20 protein-coding genes and 1 pseudogene are annotated in these 18,022 nt (G+C 63.1%); 8 read left to right on the top strand and 13 right to left on the bottom strand.

Annotated elements, in window-relative coordinates:
• Together CVV68_RS20755 and CVV68_RS20750 are read right to left on the bottom strand one after the other, a co-directional pair.
• Window positions 1-152, bottom strand: a pseudogene (locus CVV68_RS20755) (alcohol dehydrogenase catalytic domain-containing protein); the annotation flags it as partial.
• A 216-nt stretch (window positions 153-368) separates the two neighbouring features.
• Window positions 369-812 carry a YdeI/OmpD-associated family protein gene (locus tag CVV68_RS20750; RefSeq protein ID WP_110502904.1) on the bottom strand — a complete coding sequence of 148 codons (444 nt, stop codon included), beginning with the start codon at window positions 810-812 and terminating at the stop codon, window positions 369-371.
• A 207-nt stretch (window positions 813-1,019) separates the two neighbouring features.
• Between CVV68_RS20750 and CVV68_RS20745 the strand changes: the two genes are divergently transcribed.
• Window positions 1,020-1,409, top strand: coding sequence for a VOC family protein (locus tag CVV68_RS20745; RefSeq protein WP_110502903.1), 390 nt, complete (start codon window positions 1,020-1,022; stop codon window positions 1,407-1,409).
• A gap of 41 nt (window positions 1,410-1,450) precedes the next feature.
• On the opposite strand, the gene CVV68_RS20740 is transcribed toward CVV68_RS20745, so the two are convergent.
• Window positions 1,451-2,023 carry a TetR/AcrR family transcriptional regulator gene (locus tag CVV68_RS20740; protein ID WP_110502902.1) on the bottom strand — a complete coding sequence of 191 codons (573 nt, stop codon included), beginning with the start codon at window positions 2,021-2,023 and terminating at the stop codon, window positions 1,451-1,453.
• A 110-nt stretch (window positions 2,024-2,133) separates the two neighbouring features.
• Between CVV68_RS20740 and CVV68_RS20735 the strand changes: the two genes are divergently transcribed.
• From CVV68_RS20735 to CVV68_RS20725, 3 genes are all read left to right on the top strand, one after another.
• The gene (locus CVV68_RS20735; protein ID WP_110502901.1) at window positions 2,134-3,159 is read left to right on the top strand and encodes an aldo/keto reductase; all 1,026 of its coding nucleotides are present in this window, start codon (window positions 2,134-2,136) and stop codon (window positions 3,157-3,159) included.
• Window positions 3,160-3,383: 224 nt separating this feature from the next.
• Window positions 3,384-4,322, top strand: a complete 939-nt coding sequence (locus CVV68_RS20730; RefSeq protein ID WP_110502900.1) for a redoxin family protein — start codon at window positions 3,384-3,386, stop codon at window positions 4,320-4,322.
• 120 nt (window positions 4,323-4,442) lie between these two features.
• Complete coding sequence (locus CVV68_RS20725) at window positions 4,443-5,534, top strand: NADH:flavin oxidoreductase/NADH oxidase (protein WP_110502899.1); 1,092 nt, start codon at window positions 4,443-4,445, stop codon at window positions 5,532-5,534.
• Between the two features lie 669 nt (window positions 5,535-6,203).
• On the opposite strand, the gene CVV68_RS20720 is transcribed toward CVV68_RS20725, so the two are convergent.
• Together CVV68_RS20720 and CVV68_RS20715 are read right to left on the bottom strand one after the other, a co-directional pair.
• Window positions 6,204-6,587, bottom strand: coding sequence for a GNAT family N-acetyltransferase (locus CVV68_RS20720; protein ID WP_245933691.1), 384 nt, complete (start codon window positions 6,585-6,587; stop codon window positions 6,204-6,206).
• Window positions 6,584-6,934: an ArsR/SmtB family transcription factor gene (locus tag CVV68_RS20715; protein ID WP_110502898.1), complete on the bottom strand. Its 351-nt coding sequence runs from the start codon at window positions 6,932-6,934 to the stop codon at window positions 6,584-6,586. The genes CVV68_RS20720 and CVV68_RS20715 overlap by 4 nt, the downstream gene beginning before the upstream one ends.
• Window positions 6,935-7,032: 98 nt before the next feature.
• On the opposite strand from CVV68_RS20715, the gene arsB reads away from it, so the two are divergent.
• Both arsB and CVV68_RS20705 read left to right on the top strand, forming a co-directional pair.
• A complete protein-coding gene (arsB, locus tag CVV68_RS20710) occupies window positions 7,033-8,109 on the top strand; it encodes an ACR3 family arsenite efflux transporter (protein ID WP_110502897.1) in 1,077 nt (358 codons plus the stop codon).
• Window positions 8,110-8,162: 53 nt separating this feature from the next.
• The gene (locus CVV68_RS20705) at window positions 8,163-8,630 is read left to right on the top strand and encodes an arsenate reductase ArsC (protein ID WP_110502896.1); all 468 of its coding nucleotides are present in this window, start codon (window positions 8,163-8,165) and stop codon (window positions 8,628-8,630) included.
• 211 nt (window positions 8,631-8,841) lie between these two features.
• Here the strand turns inward: CVV68_RS20705 and CVV68_RS20700 are convergent, their stop codons facing one another.
• Window positions 8,842-9,837 carry a patatin-like phospholipase family protein gene (locus CVV68_RS20700; protein ID WP_110502895.1) on the bottom strand — a complete coding sequence of 332 codons (996 nt, stop codon included), beginning with the start codon at window positions 9,835-9,837 and terminating at the stop codon, window positions 8,842-8,844.
• Window positions 9,838-10,327: 490 nt separating this feature from the next.
• Window positions 10,328-10,753 (bottom strand): MarR family winged helix-turn-helix transcriptional regulator, encoded by a 426-nt coding sequence (locus CVV68_RS20695; protein WP_110502894.1) that lies wholly within the window; start codon window positions 10,751-10,753, stop codon window positions 10,328-10,330.
• A 57-nt stretch (window positions 10,754-10,810) separates the two neighbouring features.
• On the opposite strand from CVV68_RS20695, the gene CVV68_RS20690 reads away from it, so the two are divergent.
• A complete protein-coding gene (locus CVV68_RS20690; protein ID WP_110502893.1) occupies window positions 10,811-11,182 on the top strand; it encodes a VOC family protein in 372 nt (123 codons plus the stop codon).
• Window positions 11,183-12,069: 887 nt separating this feature from the next.
• Here the strand turns inward: CVV68_RS20690 and CVV68_RS20685 are convergent.
• The 4 genes from CVV68_RS20685 to CVV68_RS24980 all read right to left on the bottom strand — a co-directional run bounded on the left by CVV68_RS20685 (window position 12,070) and on the right by CVV68_RS24980 (window position 14,499).
• Window positions 12,070-13,278, bottom strand: a complete 1,209-nt coding sequence (locus CVV68_RS20685) for an AI-2E family transporter (RefSeq protein WP_110502892.1) — start codon at window positions 13,276-13,278, stop codon at window positions 12,070-12,072.
• Window positions 13,279-13,462: 184 nt separating this feature from the next.
• On the bottom strand, window positions 13,463-13,663 hold the full coding sequence (locus CVV68_RS20680) for a hypothetical protein (RefSeq protein WP_110502891.1): 201 nt from the start codon (window positions 13,661-13,663) through the stop codon (window positions 13,463-13,465).
• Window positions 13,664-13,762: 99 nt separating this feature from the next.
• The gene (locus tag CVV68_RS20675) at window positions 13,763-14,365 is read right to left on the bottom strand and encodes an Abi family protein (RefSeq protein ID WP_110502890.1); all 603 of its coding nucleotides are present in this window, start codon (window positions 14,363-14,365) and stop codon (window positions 13,763-13,765) included.
• Entirely contained in the window at window positions 14,365-14,499 is a 135-nt protein-coding gene (locus CVV68_RS24980; RefSeq protein ID WP_170133274.1) for a hypothetical protein, read from the bottom strand. Before CVV68_RS24980 ends, CVV68_RS20675 begins: the two co-directional genes overlap by 1 nt.
• Here CVV68_RS24980 and CVV68_RS23660 point away from each other — a divergent pair.
• The gene (locus CVV68_RS23660; RefSeq protein ID WP_211320939.1) at window positions 14,458-14,724 is read left to right on the top strand and encodes a hypothetical protein; all 267 of its coding nucleotides are present in this window, start codon (window positions 14,458-14,460) and stop codon (window positions 14,722-14,724) included. The two genes, CVV68_RS24980 and CVV68_RS23660, sit on opposite strands and share 42 nt — an antisense overlap.
• Before the next feature lie 376 nt (window positions 14,725-15,100).
• Here CVV68_RS23660 and CVV68_RS20665 read toward each other — a convergent pair whose 3' ends face one another.
• Window positions 15,101-16,807 carry an IS1634 family transposase gene (locus CVV68_RS20665; protein WP_110502888.1) on the bottom strand — a complete coding sequence of 569 codons (1,707 nt, stop codon included), beginning with the start codon at window positions 16,805-16,807 and terminating at the stop codon, window positions 15,101-15,103.
• Between the two features lie 309 nt (window positions 16,808-17,116).
• Window positions 17,117-17,671, bottom strand: coding sequence for a hypothetical protein (locus tag CVV68_RS23285; RefSeq protein WP_146238982.1), 555 nt, complete (start codon window positions 17,669-17,671; stop codon window positions 17,117-17,119).
• Window positions 17,672-18,022: the final 351 nt, after the last annotated feature.

The raw sequence follows: 18,022 nt of genomic DNA, 5'->3' as shown, positions 1-18,022 counted from the left end.
TCGCCGCGGACGGTGTGGATGTCGGAGTGGCAGATGCCGGCGAACTTGATGTCGATCAATACGTCGTGGGGACCGACGTCCCGGCGTTCAATGGTGGTGGGAATGGGCGCGCCGGTGGCGGAGGGTGCGGCATAGGCGTTGACAGTCAACATGGGGGATCTCCTGTGGTTGATTGGAGGGGGTTGATTGCGGAGGGAGGTGCACAGCAGATCTCCATTCCCGTACGTACTTCTTGCGACTCAGGGGGTCCGGTACGGGAAGGTCTCAGTGCGAATTTCCATCACCACCACGTTACGTCAATAGGACAGTGCGGAGGGAGGGTCTGAAAGGGCCTGTCAGCGAGGTCACATATCGCGGGACGCGGCCATTCAGGGCAGCAACTCGTCCAGAACCTTCCGTACCCGCCGTGCCCGGGTGTCGTCGCTCTTGGCGCTTTCAACTGCTTGGGCGTGTGCGCGCTGCTTACTGTAGGAGAGCGTAGACCAGACCTTGGCAGCCTGCGCGTCAACGATAAATGCCTCCGCCAGCGCTGCGGGAATGTCGACAGTGCGCGGTGCATTATCAACTTCGAGGACCACCTCGATCTCATCACCTGCGCCCTTGCCCGTGGCGGTTCTCGTCTCGGCATTGAACGAGATCAGGCACTGGCCACCCATCGATGCGATGGTGTTTCGGAACGAGTAACCGCCATCAACGGTGACGACGACGGGCACGCGTTTGCCGCGGTCGAAGCCACGCACGATGTCCCCGGGCACCACGATGCCCACGTTGTTGCCGCCCGCGGCCCACAGTGTTGTTCGAAAGCTGACCACGGTTACTCCGTTCGTGGATGCCGACCGTGCGGTCACGCCGTTCGATCAGCAGGTGTTGCCTTAGGAGGTGGGAAGGTGCGGCAAACACCAACGGATGCACCCAAAAGCGATGCTAACACTGCCGGTCATGAGGCACCACGCGCGGCTCGGGCAGAGGGACGAAGAAACTTGGAGCCAGCGCCGGTGGAGGCAGCTAGAGTTGCCCGCATGACCAACCCACAGATTACCCTCGGGGCCATCAATATGGAGGCGGAGGACCCCACCGGCCTCGCCACGTTCTGGACAGGGGTCACAGGTGCTGAGCAGTCAGTCAATGGGGAGAGCGTCTACCTGCCGCCGAACGGGCCGGGCGGCTTTGGAATGTTTTTCCAGCGGGGGACCGTTCCCCGGTCCGAGCACCAGGTGTCCCACTTGGATCTCACCGTCCCCTGGGGATCCCGGAAGGCGGAGGGGGAACGCATCATCGGGCTGGGCGCCACTTTTGGATGGGAAGTTTTGGAAGAGTTTGCACATGTCCAGTGGACCACCCTGGCCGATCCAGAAAGGAACCTCTTCTGCGTTGCCGAACACCCTCCGGCGGATCAACAGGGCGCATAGGCTCCGGGCGGTATTTTGCAGCTCGCCGAATTTCGATCAGCTCAGGCGCGCAGGCTGGTGAGCAGCCCGTCGATAAAGATGTTGACCATGCGCTGCACCCGGCTGGAATCGCCCGAGCTGGACGCCGGGATGCAAAGGTTGGCGACAGCGCCGAGAATGTCCAGGGGCTCCACGTCGCTGCGGGCCGCGCCAGGCTGGTGGGGATTTTCCTTTTGGGCATTTATCAAAAGTTCCGCCAGTACCGGGCCGAGCCGTTCATGGAAGTACACGGGCAGGGCATTGAAGGCCGGGTTGCCGGAGTGCAAGGCTGCGGCGAGGCCGTGCTTGGTGGCCACGAACTCCGTGTAGCGCAACAGCCACAGCCGCAACGCCTCCTCGGGCCCGTGGGCCTCGGTGAGCACAGCGCCGTCGGAAGCACACGCGTCGATCTCGCGACGGAATACGGCGGAGATCAGGTCCGACCGCTGTGGGAAATGCCGGTATAGCGTGGCCGTCCCCACGCCTGCCCGCGCGGCGATGGCCCGGACGTTGACATCGACGCCCTGAAGGGAGAATTCCTCCTTCGCAGCCGCGAGGAGCAACTCCACGTTTCGCTGCGCATCTGCACGGGCCACCAGGAAACTCCTTGCTAAACGGGACAGTGTCCCATATTGTAGTGGTATAGCGGGACGTTGTCCCGTTTAATCATCATACGGCACCCAACGCGTGCCGGAAGGAGACCCCCATGGAATACCGCACTCTTGGCCGCACCGGCATCAAGGTCAGCCCCTACGCGCTCGGCGCAATGATGTTCGGTGCCGCCGGCAACCCCGACCACGACGACTCGATCCGCATCATCCACAAAGCTCTGGACGCCGGCATCAACTTCATTGACACCGCCGACGTGTACTCGAATGGTGAGTCGGAGGAAATTGTCGGCAAGGCGCTGGAAGGCCGCCGCGAGGACGTGGTGCTGGCCACGAAGCTCGGCCGGCCCATGGGGGCGGACCCCAACAGGCAGGGCAACTCGCGGCGCTGGATTATGAAAGCGGTGGAGGACTCGCTGCGCCGGCTGAAGACCGATTACATCGACCTCTACCAGATCCACCGCCCCGACCCCGCCACCGACATCGAAGAAACCCTGTCAGCGCTTTCCGAGCTGGTCCGCAGCGGCAAGGTCCGGGCGGTGGGCAGTTCATCCATGCCCGCGTCGGACATGGTGGAGGCCCAATGGGTGTCCGAGCGCCGCAGCCTGGAACGCTTCCGGACCGAGCAGCCGAACTACTCAATTCTCAACCGCGGCATCGAGAACGAGGTTTTGCCCGTCGCCGAACGCTTTGGCATGGGAGTGCTCGTCTGGAGCCCCTTGGCGCAAGGCCTCCTGACCGGCCGCGTGCGGAAAGGCCAGTCCAACGACCTTCGCCGCACCAGCAGGTTCCGCCACCTGAGCGACGAACGCCGCATCGACACGGTGGAGCGGATCATCCCGATCGCCGAAGACGCAGGGATGAAGCTGACGCATTTGGCCATGGCCTTTGTCATCGCACATCCCGGGGTCACCTCCGCGATCGCCGGCCCGCGCACGATGGAACAGCTCGATGACCTCCTGGCCGGCTCGGAGGTGTCCCTTTCCGATGAGATCCTGGACCGGATCGATGCCGTGGTGGCGCCCGGAACTGACGTTGGCGCGTTGGACATGGCGTACAAGGCACCCGCCATCCTCAGTGCTCCGCTTCGGCGGCGCCCCCTGAGCGGTCGTTCCGCCGCCTGAACCCGCCGGTAAATGTTCGACGGCGGCCAATCTGTTGGCGGTTCCACGTGCCGGGGATGCGGATTTGGACTCTTGAGGTTGATAAATCGGGATCAATTCGCCGTTTCGACATCCCCGGCCGGTTTGGCGCGCCGCCGCCGAGCCCCGGCTTAGCTCCACGTCCCAAGCGGCCAAGTTGACCCTGCCCCAGGGGGCAGGGTTTATGTTGTGGGGAGGAGGAAAGAATGCAAATAGGCGAGTTGGCCGCGCGTGCTGAAGTGTCCATCAAGGCCGTGCGCTATTACGAGCAGCTGGGCCTGGTCCGGCCGGGGCGCCTGCCCAACGGCTACCGCGACTACTCGGACCACGAGCTGCGCGTCATCAGTGAAATTCGTGCCCTGGCTGGTTTCGGGATCAATCCCGCCCGCGCCGCGCCGTTCATTGAATGCCTGGAGGCCGGCCACCGGCATAGTGACGAATGCCCGGCGTCCCTCGCGGCGTATCGGGACAGCATTGCCGAGCTGGACAGCACCATTGCATCCCTTGCCTCCCGGCGCGAACTCCTGGCCGCACGTCTGGAACAGGGCGCGTCCCGAACGTTTGGAACGGAACCCACCACCATGATCGACTACTCCCAGGCCCTGCCCGATGATTTGCCGGTCCCCGAGGACGACGGCGCCGCGGGCCATCTGCCGGGCCTCGCCATGCCCGCGCTGACACTGGAGGCCACGGACGGCAGGCGGGTCGACCTCGCCGGGCTCGGCTCCGGCCGGACCATCATCTACCTCTACCCGCTGACCGGCGTCCCCGGCACGGACCTGCCGGACGGGTGGGACGCCATTCCCGGGGCCCGCGGCTGCTCCACGGAAGCGTGCGACTTCCGCGACCACTTCACCTTGCTCCGCGAGGCCGGGGTTGCCAACGTGTTCGGGTTCTCCAGCCAGGACGCCGACTACCAGCGCGAGGTGGCCACCCGGCTCAGCCTCCCCTTCACCATGCTGTCCGACGCCGATTTCGCCCTCGCAGCCGCCCTGAACCTCCCCACCTTTGCGGCACCGGGCCACCCCCGCCTCTACACGCGCCTGACACTGGTGGTGAAGGACGGCGTCATTGAGCATGTCTTCTATCCGATCTTCCCGCCCAACATGCACGCGCAACAGGTGCTGGACTGGCTGCGGGCGTGAGCAAGTCCGTGGCCGGGGACCGCGGCGCGGAAACGGCTCGGCGGGCCCGGGAGGGAATCAGACGCGGCGCAACCGCGTTGCCCCTGACAAGCGACCACCAGCAGAAAGAGGCACCCTCCCATGACGTCAGCACTCTTTGAACCGCTCACACTCCGCGGGTTGACTGTCCGCAACCGTCTCTGGGTCACGCCCATGTGCCAGTATTCCGCGGAACTGCAGGACGGGATGCCCACCGACTGGCACCTGGTCCATCTTGGCTCCTTCGCCAGGGGAGGTGCCGGAGCCGTGTTCACCGAGGCCACCGCGGTGCTTCCAGAGGGCCGGATCTCCCCGCAGGACCTCGGCCTCTGGAACGATGCCCAGGGTGACGAGTTCGCCCGAATTGTCCGCTTCATCCACTCCCAAGGCGCCGCGGCGGGCATCCAGCTGGCCCATGCAGGGCGCAAGGGGTCCACGTTCCGGACGTGGGACGAACGCCGCGGCAGCGTTCCCGCGGACGACGGCGGCTGGCCCACCGTCGCCCCGAGCGCCATCGCCTTCTCCGGCTACGCGGAGCCCGCGGCGCTCACCGCGGCCGGGATCGGCGAGGTTACGGGGGCGTTTGCCGCGGCCGCCACGCGGGCCATCGCGGCAGGCTTCGACCTCCTCGAAATCCACGCCGCCCACGGCTACCTCCTCCACCAGTTCCTCTCACCGCTGAGCAACACCCGCACCGACGACTACGGCGGATCCCTCGCCAACCGGGCCCGTGCGCTCTTGGAAACCATCGACGCCGTCCGGGCAGCTGTGGACGACGGCGTCCCACTGGTGGTTCGCTTCTCCGCCACCGACTGGGCCAACGGCGGCTGGACCCTTGAGGACACCCAGACCGTGGCGCGGTGGGCGTCCGAGCGCGGCGCGGACCTCGCGGACATCTCCTCCGGCGGCATTGTCCCCGCGGCCCACATCCCGGTCGGCCCCGGCTATCAGGTTCCGTTCGCCACCGCTGTCCGCACGGCGGCAGGGATCCCGACGGCCGCCGTCGGGCTGATCGACGAGCCCCACCAGGCCGAGCAGATCGTGGCCACAGGGCTGGCCGATGTCGTCATGGTGGGGCGCGAACTCCTCCGCGACCCCAACTTCGCGCTGCGCGCCGCAGCCTCGCTGGGGGTCTCGGTTGACTATGCGCCGAAGCAGTATCACCGGGCGCCGGTTGAAGGTTCGACGGCGTAGCCGGCATGCGCTCCAGCCCGGGTGGCGCTGGCCTTGGCGCGCAGCGGACTGCAGCCAGAGGTCGGACTGCGCCCAGAGGGTGATCGTTCCGCCGATGAGGGTGTTGATGCACCCGCCCTCGTCTCTCGCCCGAAACTCCGCCAGAGTACGGAAAAGGTCGTTCCCATCACCGGGAGGCCGTACTTTCAGTGGCCAGCCACCCTCGTCAGGGCACCGCAGCTGTGCTTTCGAGCCACTGCGGTGCCCTTGTCATCGCCGAGAACAGTCTTATCGGCACCGTGGATGTCGTGATCGACCCGGCAGGACGGCATTGGCATCCCCGATCAATCCGGGTCCCGAACCTCCACGTCCCCAAGCTGAGAAAACCGGATACGGACCTGAACCCGTCGGCCAGGACGAAACGCAGGCTCCCCACCTGGGAATGGGCAGACATGAACGCCTATGCCGACGCCAAGACCGACGTGACCGAAGGAATCATTTCCCGAGCACCTGCCCCCTGCAAGCTGAACAGCCATGACCATACTCCGTTGTCCGCCAAGGATCAGGCCGGTCCGTGCTGGTTAGGGACGCAATTCGCAGAGCACGATATCGCGCCATTGCCCGGCCCGAGGGCCGGGCGCCATCTGGGCGATGCGTTCGCGGTGGCACACACGCGGGACTTCTGCTTTGTCATGGAGGGCCAGGCTGGGCAGGGTCTCGGGGAAGAAACAGGTTTGGATCGTCCAGTATCCGCAGGTACGCGCGCTCGGCCAATTCGCGCAGCATCGACATCCCGACGCCTCGGCCAGCGGCTTCGGGACCGACGCAGACGTAGTGCTCAACGGCTCCCCGGTAGACCTCCCTGGATGACGTGGCGGTGGCAGCCGCCCAACCCTGCACCCGGCCCCGTTCATCGGTGGCTGCAATGCGTAGCGCAGGGATCCTGGAGGCTGAGAAATCCTCCATGGGCGGGGCGTCGGCGAACGTTGCGTTGCCACCGGCGGTCCCTCCAGCCTGGATCCGTTCCACGGCGGCCCAGTCGGCAGCCAGCATGTTGCGTATGTCGGCACTCACAGTGCCAGGATGCCCGCTGACGCAGCTTCCAAGGCGCCGGGGACCAAGGAGTAGTACGCCCAGGTGCCGCGCTTCTCCCGCTTCAGGAGTCCGGCGTCGACCAGGATCTTAAGGTGGTGGGAGACGGTGGGCTGGCCCAAGTCCAGCGGTTCGGTCAGATCGCACACGCAGGCCTCGCCACTTTCGCCGGCCTTGACGATGGAGAGCAGGCGCAGCCTGCTGGGGTCGGAGAGTGCCTTGAGGACTCGCGCAGCAACCTGGGCATCCGCCGCGCCGAGGGCCGGGTGTTGTGTTGGTGCACAACACGCCTCCGTGGCGTTGATCTCAAGGGTTTGCACGGTGTTCATCCACCCATTATGCCCATAGATTGACAATTGTCGATATAGCGGTCAATACTTCTTGCATTGACAATCATCAATCTTACGCAGAACCTGCGAGGAGCCTTGTGAGTACGAAGACCACCACCCCTCCCGTTGGGCAGGCCGTCGTCGTCGGCAAACTCTCCACCCTGGATCGGTTCCTGCCGGTGTGGATCATCGCCGCCATGGCTGTGGGCCTCCTGCTGGGCAGGTTCGTCCCCGGCCTGAACACCGCCCTGGACGCAGTAAAGATCGGCTCAGTCTCCCTGCCGATCGCCGTGGGCCTGTTGGTGATGATGTATCCGGTGTTGGCGAAGGTCCGCTACAACGAAACCGGCAAAGTCCTTGCCGACCGTAAGTTGCTCATCACCTCGTTGATCATTAATTGGGTGGCGGCTCCGGCGTTCATGTTTGCACTGGCTTGGATCTTCGTTCCCGACCTGCCCGAATACCGCACAGGGCTGATCATTGTTGGCCTGGCGCGCTGCATCGCCATGGTCATGATCTGGAATGACCTGGCCTGCGGGGACCGTGAAGCCGCCGCGGTGCTGGTCTTCATCAACTCCGTCTTCCAGGTTGTTGCCTTCGGTGCCCTGGGCTGGTTCTACCTCCAGGTGCTCCCCGGTTGGTTGGGACTTCCGATCACCAGTGCTGACTTCTCGATCTGGTCCATCACCGTCTCCGTGCTCGTGTTTCTCGGGATTCCGCTGCTGGCAGGTTTCCTGACCCGCACCATCGGGGAAAAGGCCATGGGCCGCAACTGGTACGAGGGAAAGTTCCTGCCCAGGCTGGGCCCGTGGGCGCTCTATGGGCTGCTCTTCACCATCGCCCTGCTTTTTGCTTTGCAGGGGGACACGATCACCTCGCGTCCGCTGGACGTGGTCCGGATCGCCCTGCCCCTGCTCGTCTACTTCGTGGTCGTCTTCGGTGCCGGCATGGTCATCGGCCGCGCCCTGCAGCTTGGCTACGCCAGGACCACCACCCTGGCCTTTACGGCGTCGGGGAACAACTTTGAACTGGCCATCGCCGTGGCGATCAGCACCTTCGGCGTCACCTCCGGCCAGGCCCTGGCCGGCGTCGTCGGTCCCCTGATCGAGGTTCCCGTCCTTATCGCCCTGGTCCATGCCGCCCTCTGGGGACGTAAACGGTTCTTTGCCAACTAACCAATGTCAGTTCGCGCCAACATCCCACGACTTCCCTTGAGGAGCATGAATTCATGAGCACCACCGCCAAGAAGCCTTCCGTCCTGTTTGTCTGCGTGCACAATGCCGGCCGTTCCCAGATGGCCGCCGCTTACCTCACCGCCCTTTCCGACGGCGCGATCGAGGTCCGCTCCGCCGGCTCCGAACCTGCCGAATCGGTCAACCAGGCCGCGGTGGCCGCCATGGCCGAGGAGGGCATCGATCTGTCCACAGAGATCCCCAAGGTCCTGACCACAGACGCAGTGCGGGAGTCCGACGTCGTCATCACCATGGGCTGCGGTGACACCTGCCCGATCTTCCCCGGCAAGCGCTACGAGGACTGGGAACTCGAAGACCCCGCCGGGCAGGGCTTGGACGCCGTGCGTCCCATCCGGGACGACATCAGGTCCCGCGTCCAGGGGCTCATCGCCGGACTCCAGCTGGCGAAGGACCCGGCGATGACTGAACAACTCATCATCGTCGGCTCCGACCCGGCTCAATGACTTGCCGGTAGCCATCATCGGGGCCGCAAGGAAACGGAGGGGAGTGCCAACATCACCCAAAGCAAGGTCAAATCATGTGCCGTTGCCGAAAACGTGGGAGTTCGCGGTGCTGGAACTGGGCAGCAAGGTAGCGTGAGGCATCTCCCGCCAAGCGGCCCCGTGGCATGAGCGGGTGGGCTCACGCCTACCCGGGTCGACTGGTTTCGTGGGTTTAGCGCCAGAATTCTGTGAGTTGCCCGGCAAGGGCGGTGCCTTGGTCGTAGCCGGCCCGGGCCCCGGCCGGACGCGTCGACAGATCCATCATGTTACTGCCGAATGCGTTGAGGGAGTTGCTGTCCGGCAAGATGGTTTCGACTCTGCTGCCGCGGGCGCGTAGCTCGTCGACCTGCGTCGCGAGCTGCATGCCCCAGTCAAGCGGGTGCCGTGTTCTGCCGCCAAGTGGTGAGAGCACCAGCACACGCCCGTATCCGACTGCCAGGTCGGCATTCTCGCTGGATCGCCGGTAGCCGCCGTCGATGTATCGGTTGTCCCCGATTCTGTAGGCAGGGCCGCTGGCACAACTGGCAGCGACGGCGTCAGCCAGGTCGACTCCGCTGTGGCGGTCGAACACGACTGGTCCACCGGTATGGGCATCGACCGCAGTGATGAGCAACGGTCGTTCCGGCCACTGCTGGCTGGGCAGCCGGCCGGCGACGACAGCGCGCCACTGTGTTTGCCCGGAACCGTCCGACGCCGCATCCAGGCCGAGCGCCGCCGCCCCCATTCTGCGGCGCATGTCGGCCGGATCGTGGGCGGCGGCGATGATCTTGCCCGTTCTGTCCATATGGTTCACCGCCGGCCGGATGGGAACGCGTCCACGGTCGGATCCGAGCTGACCAGTCAGTGGCTGGGGCACAGCGGCGAGGATGTCGGCAAGCAGTTGGGTCGGACTCGCGCCCGATATCTGGGCCGCGGCCGTCGATCCGGCCGACGTCCCGATGACCAGATCGGCCCCGATCACATCCAAACCGGCATCAAAGAGGCCGGTGATGACGCCGATCAACCAGGCATTGCCTGCCGATCCGCCACCACCGAGGACCAACGCTCGCTCACGCGCGGCGCGCACCCGCTGTGTGGCGTCGACCTGCGACTGAGCCTGCTCGGACCTCGGCCGGTCGGAGGTCGTCGTCGAGGTGAAGTGCAGGGTTGAAAAAGGGCTTGTGTTCATGGGAGTCGCCTTTCGCGAATTGCCTTCTCGGGCGCTCCCGGCGGCGACTATCTCAGTCGCGCGATCGCGGACCGCAGGGAGCGCCCACTATGGATACTGCGTTCATGGGTCTCACCTCCTGCCGGTTGATCACGATTACCGGAAAGTTATCACGCCGGCGATGCGGTGCGCAACATGCATCCTGCCGGTTACCGCGACGCCGTCGAACGCTACACCCTCATCCGTGATGGGCGCTTGAACACAGCGGCAGGAAAGTACCCGGCAGGCGAATTCAATGGCGTGGAGGACATCCCAGAATCGGGTGACCGGAGGGTTGGATCACGTCGGGCCACGCGACCCTGCCGCTGTGGGAGGAATCGATTTTCCGCGGACAATCCGAGGCGGAATCAGGCGGCGTCTTGGATGCTTCGCGGCAGCTCTCATGAGTGCAGGGATCTTGGCAGTCGCTCATGGAACGTCTCACGGGCCTTGAACGGTCCTTCTTACAAACTCAGTCTCCCAGCGCTTTCACGCAAGCGTTGAGACCGTGAGTGAGCGAGATGAGCTCGGACGGGCTAAGTCCCGAAAGCATCCGTCGTTCGACTCCGTCCACTTCAGCCTGTGCGGCGGCGAGGAGATCAACACCCGCCGCCGTGAGTGCGGTCGGTAACGCGCGACCGGACGCGGGGCGGGCGGGCCGTTCGACCAATTCACGTTCGAGCAATTGCTGCAGCATCGAGTTCATGGACTGGCGCGTCATGAACGTGGCGCGGGCCAGCCCCGCGGCGGAGATACCCGGCTCGCGAAGTAGGTGGTGAAGACACGAGTACTGGGAAACAGTGAGGGCGTACGGGTGCAGCGCCTCCTCCATGCGAAGGCGGAGCAATGATTGTGCCTGCTTCACCACGTATCCGACCTGTTGTTCTTGGTTGCTCATGTAAGAATTCTGACATAGTATTTGATGTAAGGAAACTGACATATAAGGAGAATCACCATGGCCGTCACTGGTCCCGACTTCATTGCCCTGCAGGTACGCGACCTCGAGAGGGCTGCAGCCTTCTACGAGAACACCGTCGGTCTGACCCGGGCACCATTCTCGCCTCCGCACGCTGTCGTCTTCGACACCCAGCCGACCTTCGCGGTGCGCGACCCCGAACCGGGAGTGGATCTCGGATCCGGTCAGCTGGGGCTCGGCGTCGCGCTCTGGCTGCATGATCCTGAGGCCGTCGCCCTGCACCACGCTGTCGCGGATGCTGGTGCGACCATCCTTCGGGAACCCTTTGAGGGCCCGTTCGGAATGACATTCGTGTTTCAGGATCCCGACGGGTACGCAGTCACTGTTCACGATCGCGCCACACGCAGCTAACCCCGGGCCAACCGGAGCAGCACCAAGGGCGAAGGTTCCGCTTGACGCACATGCCCGCCTGCTGCCGGACCTCCCTCACTCCCGCAAGGAAACCTTGAGCGGTCACTAATGCTGACAAACCATGGGATTGATGACGAGCCTTGCCTGAATGCGACCGTCGGTGTCGGCGACTTGTTCGGCATTTTGAGTGGTGGATCTACCTCTATCGTTTCGCAAACACTACGGTCAACCATCGAGCGGTCGTGAGAGGATTGACAGTATGGGAATAAAGCGGCTTGCGACTATCTTTACCGTTTTGGTCTGCACCTTTGCCGGGTATAACTTTGGCAAATATCTGGAACCATTCACTGGGCTTCTTTTTACTGCCGCACTTGCTTTCGTTGGAGTTGTCGTAATCAACGGGTGGGCCACAAAAGGAAAAATAGGTCAGCCCTGACACCTGTGTCACCGTCCTCATCGCGGGCAGCGCCGACGTGCGACTTGGGCCGTTTGTAGGCCAGAAGTCCTCTCGGTAACCGGCATGGGAGCAAGCGGAACATCGGTTGGCGCTAATTTGATCACCCCTCCCGCGACACCTGAATCCGAGCCGAACCACGTGCGCCAACCATCGAGTGCACCTGGGCCACAGGTGCCAGGGGAAGGCTTCCGCCGGTGACGGGCATGAAATTGGACGCGGACCCGATGGCGATGAATAAGCGAATCGGTCTGCATGAGCCTTCGCACAAAATTACAAAATCAACAAAATCCGTGGCTCAGCCGAACCTCAAATTAGACGGGTGGATACTGACTAACCATGCGACGACCTGGCCGCGCTGGCATCCTGCGCGCAGTTGGTTTCCCTCCGATTCGGGTGTTTTCAGGGCGTCCTCCTGCCGCCCGTGAGGAAATTATGCCTGCGCCTTGCCGGCCGGGGGGCCAGCGGCCCCGGGAGGCTCGACGGCCGCCGCGGGCGCGTCGGGTGGCGTTGCCGCGAGGGCGTCCCGTCCGGTCCAGACTTTAATGATCGACCAGCCGACGGCGGTGAGCGGCACGGCCAGCAGGGCTCCGACCAGCCCTGCCAGGGTGGTCCCGGCGGCGAGGGCGAGGAGGATGGCCAGGCCGTGGATGCGCAGGACCTTGCCCATCAGCAGCGGCTGGAGGACGTGGTGTTCGAGCTGGTTGGCGCCAACAAGGACAATGACCACCACGAGGGCCGGGACCGGGCCGTTGAAGATCAGGGCCGCCACGACGGCCAGGGTCCCGGCGGCGGTGGCGCCCACGATCGGAATAAATCCGCCGATGAACACGAATACGGCCAGCGGCAGCGCCAGGGGCACGCGCATGATGGCCAGGGCCAGGCCGATGATGAGCGCGTCAGTCAACGCCACCAGCGCGGTGCCGCGCACGTATCCGCCCAGCACGACGGCACCGTGATCCGCCGCTACGTGGGCCTTCGTGCGTTGGGCTGCGGGGAGGAAACCGAAGAGGAAGTTGCGGATCTTTTCCCCGTCCTTGAGAAAGAAGAACAAGATGACGGCCATCAAAATCGCTCCGACGACTACCTCAGCGGCAACGCGGAGCCCGGTCAGGGCTTCGTTTCCAAAAGTGGCGCTGAGGATGAATTTTTGTATGGCGTCACGGATGGAACTGATTTGGGCGTCCGTGACCGGGTAGGGGCCTTGGACGAGCAGTCCGTGCAGCCGGTCGATGCCGATGTCTGCTTGGGCCGCCAGGTCTTTTGACTGGGACCGGATCAGAAAGACAATACCGGTGATCACGCCGCCGAAGACGGCCAGGATCGCCACGAATGATGTCAGCACCGCCACGGCCCGGGGCCAACGGTGTCTGCTCAGCCAATGGACCATGGGGCTGATCGCCGCGGCAAGGATCAGTGAAAGGAGGATCGGAGTGAAGACGAGGGGGACCCGCGTGAGAGCCCAGATGACCACCGCGACAAGGGTCAGGACCAACAACGCCTGGCCCGATCGAATCGCTGACCGGCCAAGTGCGTCACCCCAGATCGCGGGCAGTCCCTGTGCGAATCTCACGCCACGGGTATTTACCGGAGTCACCGGAAGCAGCGGCTCTGCGGGCCCGTTGGTTTCAATTTGCGCCATGGAGGCAATTCTCGCACCGTGCAGGGCCGGATGGTGGCGCAGTTGCTCTGTTCCGCGGCGAGAAGTTTCTCATACGTGGCCCCGTCCAGTTCGACACCGGCAGCGCCGAGGTTTTGGAACCCGGCCATATTCACGACCCGCGGCCCGGGAGCCTGGTCACACAGTGAAACAACGGTGGCCGAAGTCACCACTCGAGGGGGCTCCGACGGTTGGGCGGGGTGTCCCGACGCCTCGAGAGGGCGGGGTTTCCCTTGACTGCGACGGACCAGGCGCCGAGCGCCAGCGCGCCGGCAATCAAAACGTCAAAGAGGACTTGCGTCGCCCCGGCACCAATTAGCGCATGGAAGACCCCGATGACTACAAAAGTAGCTGCCACTGCGGCCACGCAAAGGGAAAGTCTCAATGCCCAGCGGGGTATGTTCCGAAGTTCTTTCACGGTCGCCAACTCCTCGAGACCAGCGTAAATGGTGCACTGATTAACACCTTACACTCGTCCGTTTTCGTCCAACCGCCGGGTGTGCTTAGTTTGGGCTTCCCAGATTGCGTGAGTCCGCCAGTTCTCTGGTGCCCCGATGTCGTTGATGGCCGGTCCCGGAAGGTTGGGGAACGCGAAAAGGAGGGTGTATGCCTTGTTCGTCCGGTCTCTGTTGTCTCTGAGACTGTCAAGGAGGAACGCGCAGAGGTACAGGACCGAGTAGATGCGGGATTTTGGCGTTCCGGTCAGTTCATGGAGTGGATCAAGAACGGGTGACATTCGCGTTGGTATTCGCTGGAGCCGGAAGGTCACTGGTTGGTTCCAGGGACATGCATGGTGGGCGCACACGTTGTGGATGTGATTGAGGACTTTGATCCAGTTGACGAGGAAACTGCCCCGGGTGATTCCGAAGGTCCGGGAGATTTCACTTTGCTGGGCTTTGGTCAGAAACTGCCTGAAGAAGGTCGAGGGCATCCCGGCGTCAAGCAGTTCAACGGCGACCCATACACGGGGTTTGAGTTCCCAGCGGGACCTGTACAGCCGCAGAATGTCATCGTGGGTGCTTGCAAGCTTTTCTTCGTAACGGCTCACCCACCAGTGATGGGCTGTCATTATCCCTTGCGGGTCTGAACGGGTGCCAAACAGCAGGCCGTGTCCAAGTGGGTCGCGTTCAAGTGCGCGAAAGGATCCTGGGCGCCGATGCAGTGAGCCGTCCGAACACGCAGGGCGACTTCGATCTGTTCCAACGCCTCCAGCAGGAGGAGGCGGAGTTGCTGGTCAAACGTCCACTACGCGTGGGCGTCATCGAACGTCGATCCTGCTTTCAGCAGATCCGAGCGGACAACGGACCCGTCCGCGTCAACGTGGTGAATTTTGCGGAAGGGATAACAGTAGGCGGCCAATCGGTAGAAACCAATATTCCGCAGACCTCGCAGGGCATCGTCGTGGCGGGGGACGAGCATGCCTCGTGAGAGGAGGATTTCCAGCTGTTGCTCGTAGGTGCGGTGCGGCTTCGGTTCCAGGATGGCCCCTTCGAGTTAAAGAAAGCCAGCCCTTGCCGATGGCAGAGGGGCTGGGGCTTAATACATCCAGCCTATCGTAGACCGTGCGTAGCGGCGGCGACGGGTCTCATTTGGCGAGCATCTTGACATGAGGCACCACACGGGCCGCTGGTGAACACTCCATGCAGTACAACGCCCGCAAGGAACTCGTCATCAAAGGGATCTACCGTAGGGCGCTCATCGCCATGGGTCTGCTCAAGGCCTAGCGGGAGTTTCCTAGCTAATTGAGGTCAGACTGGTGTTTGTGCTGGTCAGAGGCGCTTTTGAGTGGTTGGGAGTGTATGACCTAATTTTTCTTGGGTGCCCATTTGTTGAGGTTGAAGATCTCGGCAAGTTTGGCGTGGGTGTCGATGTCTTCGGTGAGCATGCGTCGGGCTTTGGGGCGTCCGCCGGTGGAGGGGTAGATCATCACGGTTTCACCGATGCTCGCGAGGCGTTCCAGAAGTTCCCGAACGGAGTGGTGTTCGCCAGCTTTGTCGGCTTCTCGGCGCATGAGGTGGGCGATTTGCAGTGCCAAGACACAGGTGAAGGTGTGGATGCGGATGTTGTGCTCGCTCCAGTGATTCATGGGTGAGAACGAGACGACGTGGGGGTCTTTGAGTTGCCGGAATCCGAACTCGGCATCGGATTGGGAGCGGTAAGCTTCCACGAGATCCGCGACAGGCCAGTTCTCGTGGGAGGTGACCAGAACCCTTTTGCCGAAGACTTCTTCTTCGAGTTCCGCCTTTGCTTCCTCGTTGACGGTGGTGGTGAGCCGGTGGGTGGCCGGGGTGTCACCGGTGATGGTGACCTCCAGGACGCGGCGCAGCCAGGAATCGGCGGTGATGGTCTTGATATGCGCTGCCAGTTCCGTGGTCGTACGCCTTGCCTTGCCACGGGCCAGGGTATCGGCGAGCTCGTCGAGTTTCAGCTGGGCCTTGGCCAGGGTCTGGGCGAACCCGGCGACTTGCTTGGCGTGCAGGGTTGGTGAGTGGATGAGGATCACCCTGCGTTCGGTACCGTAGACGACCCTGCGGGTCTCGGTCGCGCTGAGTCCGCCGAACCGGGCCGCATCCACGGCCTTGCGGTCGGTGGCGGGAATTTTCAGTAGGTCCGGGACGTGGGAGGGCGGCACGGAGCCGACGAAGGCCAGGGCGGTGTCAATGACTTGCGTGAAGTTGGAGGCCGAGTTCTGTCCGGCATCAAAAACCACCGTCACCTCCGGAGAGGCTGAAATTCCGGCAGTCTCGGCGAGCTTCTTGTGTCTGGTGCCCAGCGCATCGATCATGAGCGGGAACTGGGTGACATCGGGCTTATTGCCCGGGTAGGCGTGGGCGAGCAACGGTATGCCGCCGTCGCGGGTGATGACCAGGCCCAGCCCGACCAGGCGCAGGTCGGCCCGCTTCTGCTTCGCCTTGCCACGCTGAGCCATCGGGGCCGCCTCGTTGGCCGAATCAATGTAGGTCGCGAAGTTCGTCATGTCCAGGGCCAGGGCCGAAATGTCGAGGTTGAATTCGGTCACCATTGCCACCGCGATGCGTTCCTCAATCACCGCCAGCTCTGGAAGGGACACGCCGTGCATGGCATCCCAGAAGCGACGGTGGTCCAACACCTTGGCGGGGATCTTCGTGAAGCGGTCCGCCGCCGTGGACTTCCACCAATCAGCGAAACCCAGCTTGGAAGTCGGCGCCACGACCCGGTTCAACGCCGCCAATGCCAGGTACGTCCCCACGGAGGCCCCGGCGTCCTTGCGTCGGGCGCCCAGGACCGAATCGATGATCCCGGCAACATCCAGCCGGCCCAGGATGCCCCAGACCGCGGCACTGTCCCCGAAGCCCAGATGCCGGGTCTTCTCCGGAACGGAGACCGCCTCCTTGGCATCGAGCAGCTTCTCAAGGTCCTTCGCGGAACCCAGATACCGCTCGGAGACCATCTTCGGCTTACCGTCGACCCGCGCCATTTCACGCAGGTACCAGTACACCTTGCCGTTGACCGTTTTCTTATAGAGCGCCATACCATCTACAATACTTTAGGTCATACATATTTCGGTAAAATAATGAAGGCCCCGACACGCCGCAACCTACGCGGTTTTTATTTTGTCGGAGCCTTCAAAAACGAAATAGCTAGGAAACTCCCGCTAGGACGCGCTCCGCACAGTCCGCGGCCCACGTCGCGACGATACGGCGATCGGTCTCGCTTAAAGCCTGCGGGGAAGCCATATCAGCACCTTCTCACACTTCATCCACAAGCCGGTGGCTCCGGTCGATCCTCGCTGAGGGATCCCTTCAGCGGGACATCTTTGAGCGGTCCCGATGAGCGTTCCCTAGCGGGATGGCTTGATAGGGTCTGAATCGTGGGAGTCTCGAGCGACTTCAGCATCCGCTGCCGCAGAGAGTTCACCGTCAGAAATGCTTAACATCAATGAGCTGTCGCGCCTGTCGAAGAAGTGCGTGTCTATTGTCCGGCCATTGACCTTCCAACTGCTAGGAGGCACTTCTTCGTTGTTCGACAGTCTGGTGGGCTGCCCGTACAGATTTGTCAGAATGGCCCAAACAGCGTCGTGACCGAGCCGGGTGACAGAGGTTTTGGCCTCCGGGAACGAGTAGACATGGAAGTGGATGCTCATGAACTTGCCGTTATATGAGCTCCATGAGGCAAAAGAAATACCGGGCACTTCAGTGGATAGTGTATGGGAGGCCGATGGGGATCCTTCCAAGTTTTGGTTCAAGCGTTCCCCAGATTCGACCAGCAGGCGCTCGAAGAGACTCACACGCTCTTTATCGGAGCCGGGCCATGTTCCCTCCACCAATTGCGCCACTAGAGCAGCAATCGCGGATGGATCGGGAATCAGTTCAGTTTGCGGCTCTTTCGTGGGCATACGGTGACACTACCGCGCGACCACGCCGAACGACACCACCGGACATTCAAAAGCCCAACGACAGTTCGCTGAACTGAAGCCTCGGACAAGCCGGTGACAGCCAACAGCAATTTCCACCCTGGGCGACCGCACCGCCACTGTCCCGTAAGCCGTCGGCGAATTCAGGCGGTCGTCGCACCAAGAGAATTCACTGGTTGCGATAGTAGCTGTTCCATGGCTTGCGCGGGGGTCCTGCCGCCCAGGATCCTGCGGGGCCGAGCGTTGAGGTGGTGGTTCACGGCAAGGTTGCCGGACTACGAGAGCTGGAAGATCGAGTCTGCCGCGCCGGGCTGCTTGCAGTCTCGAGGGACG

The sequence above is a fragment of the Arthrobacter livingstonensis genome, assembly GCF_003219815.1.
GTDB classification, from domain to species: Bacteria; Actinomycetota; Actinomycetes; order Actinomycetales; family Micrococcaceae; genus Specibacter; species Specibacter livingstonensis.
This window is presented reverse-complemented; position numbering and strand designations above follow the sequence as displayed.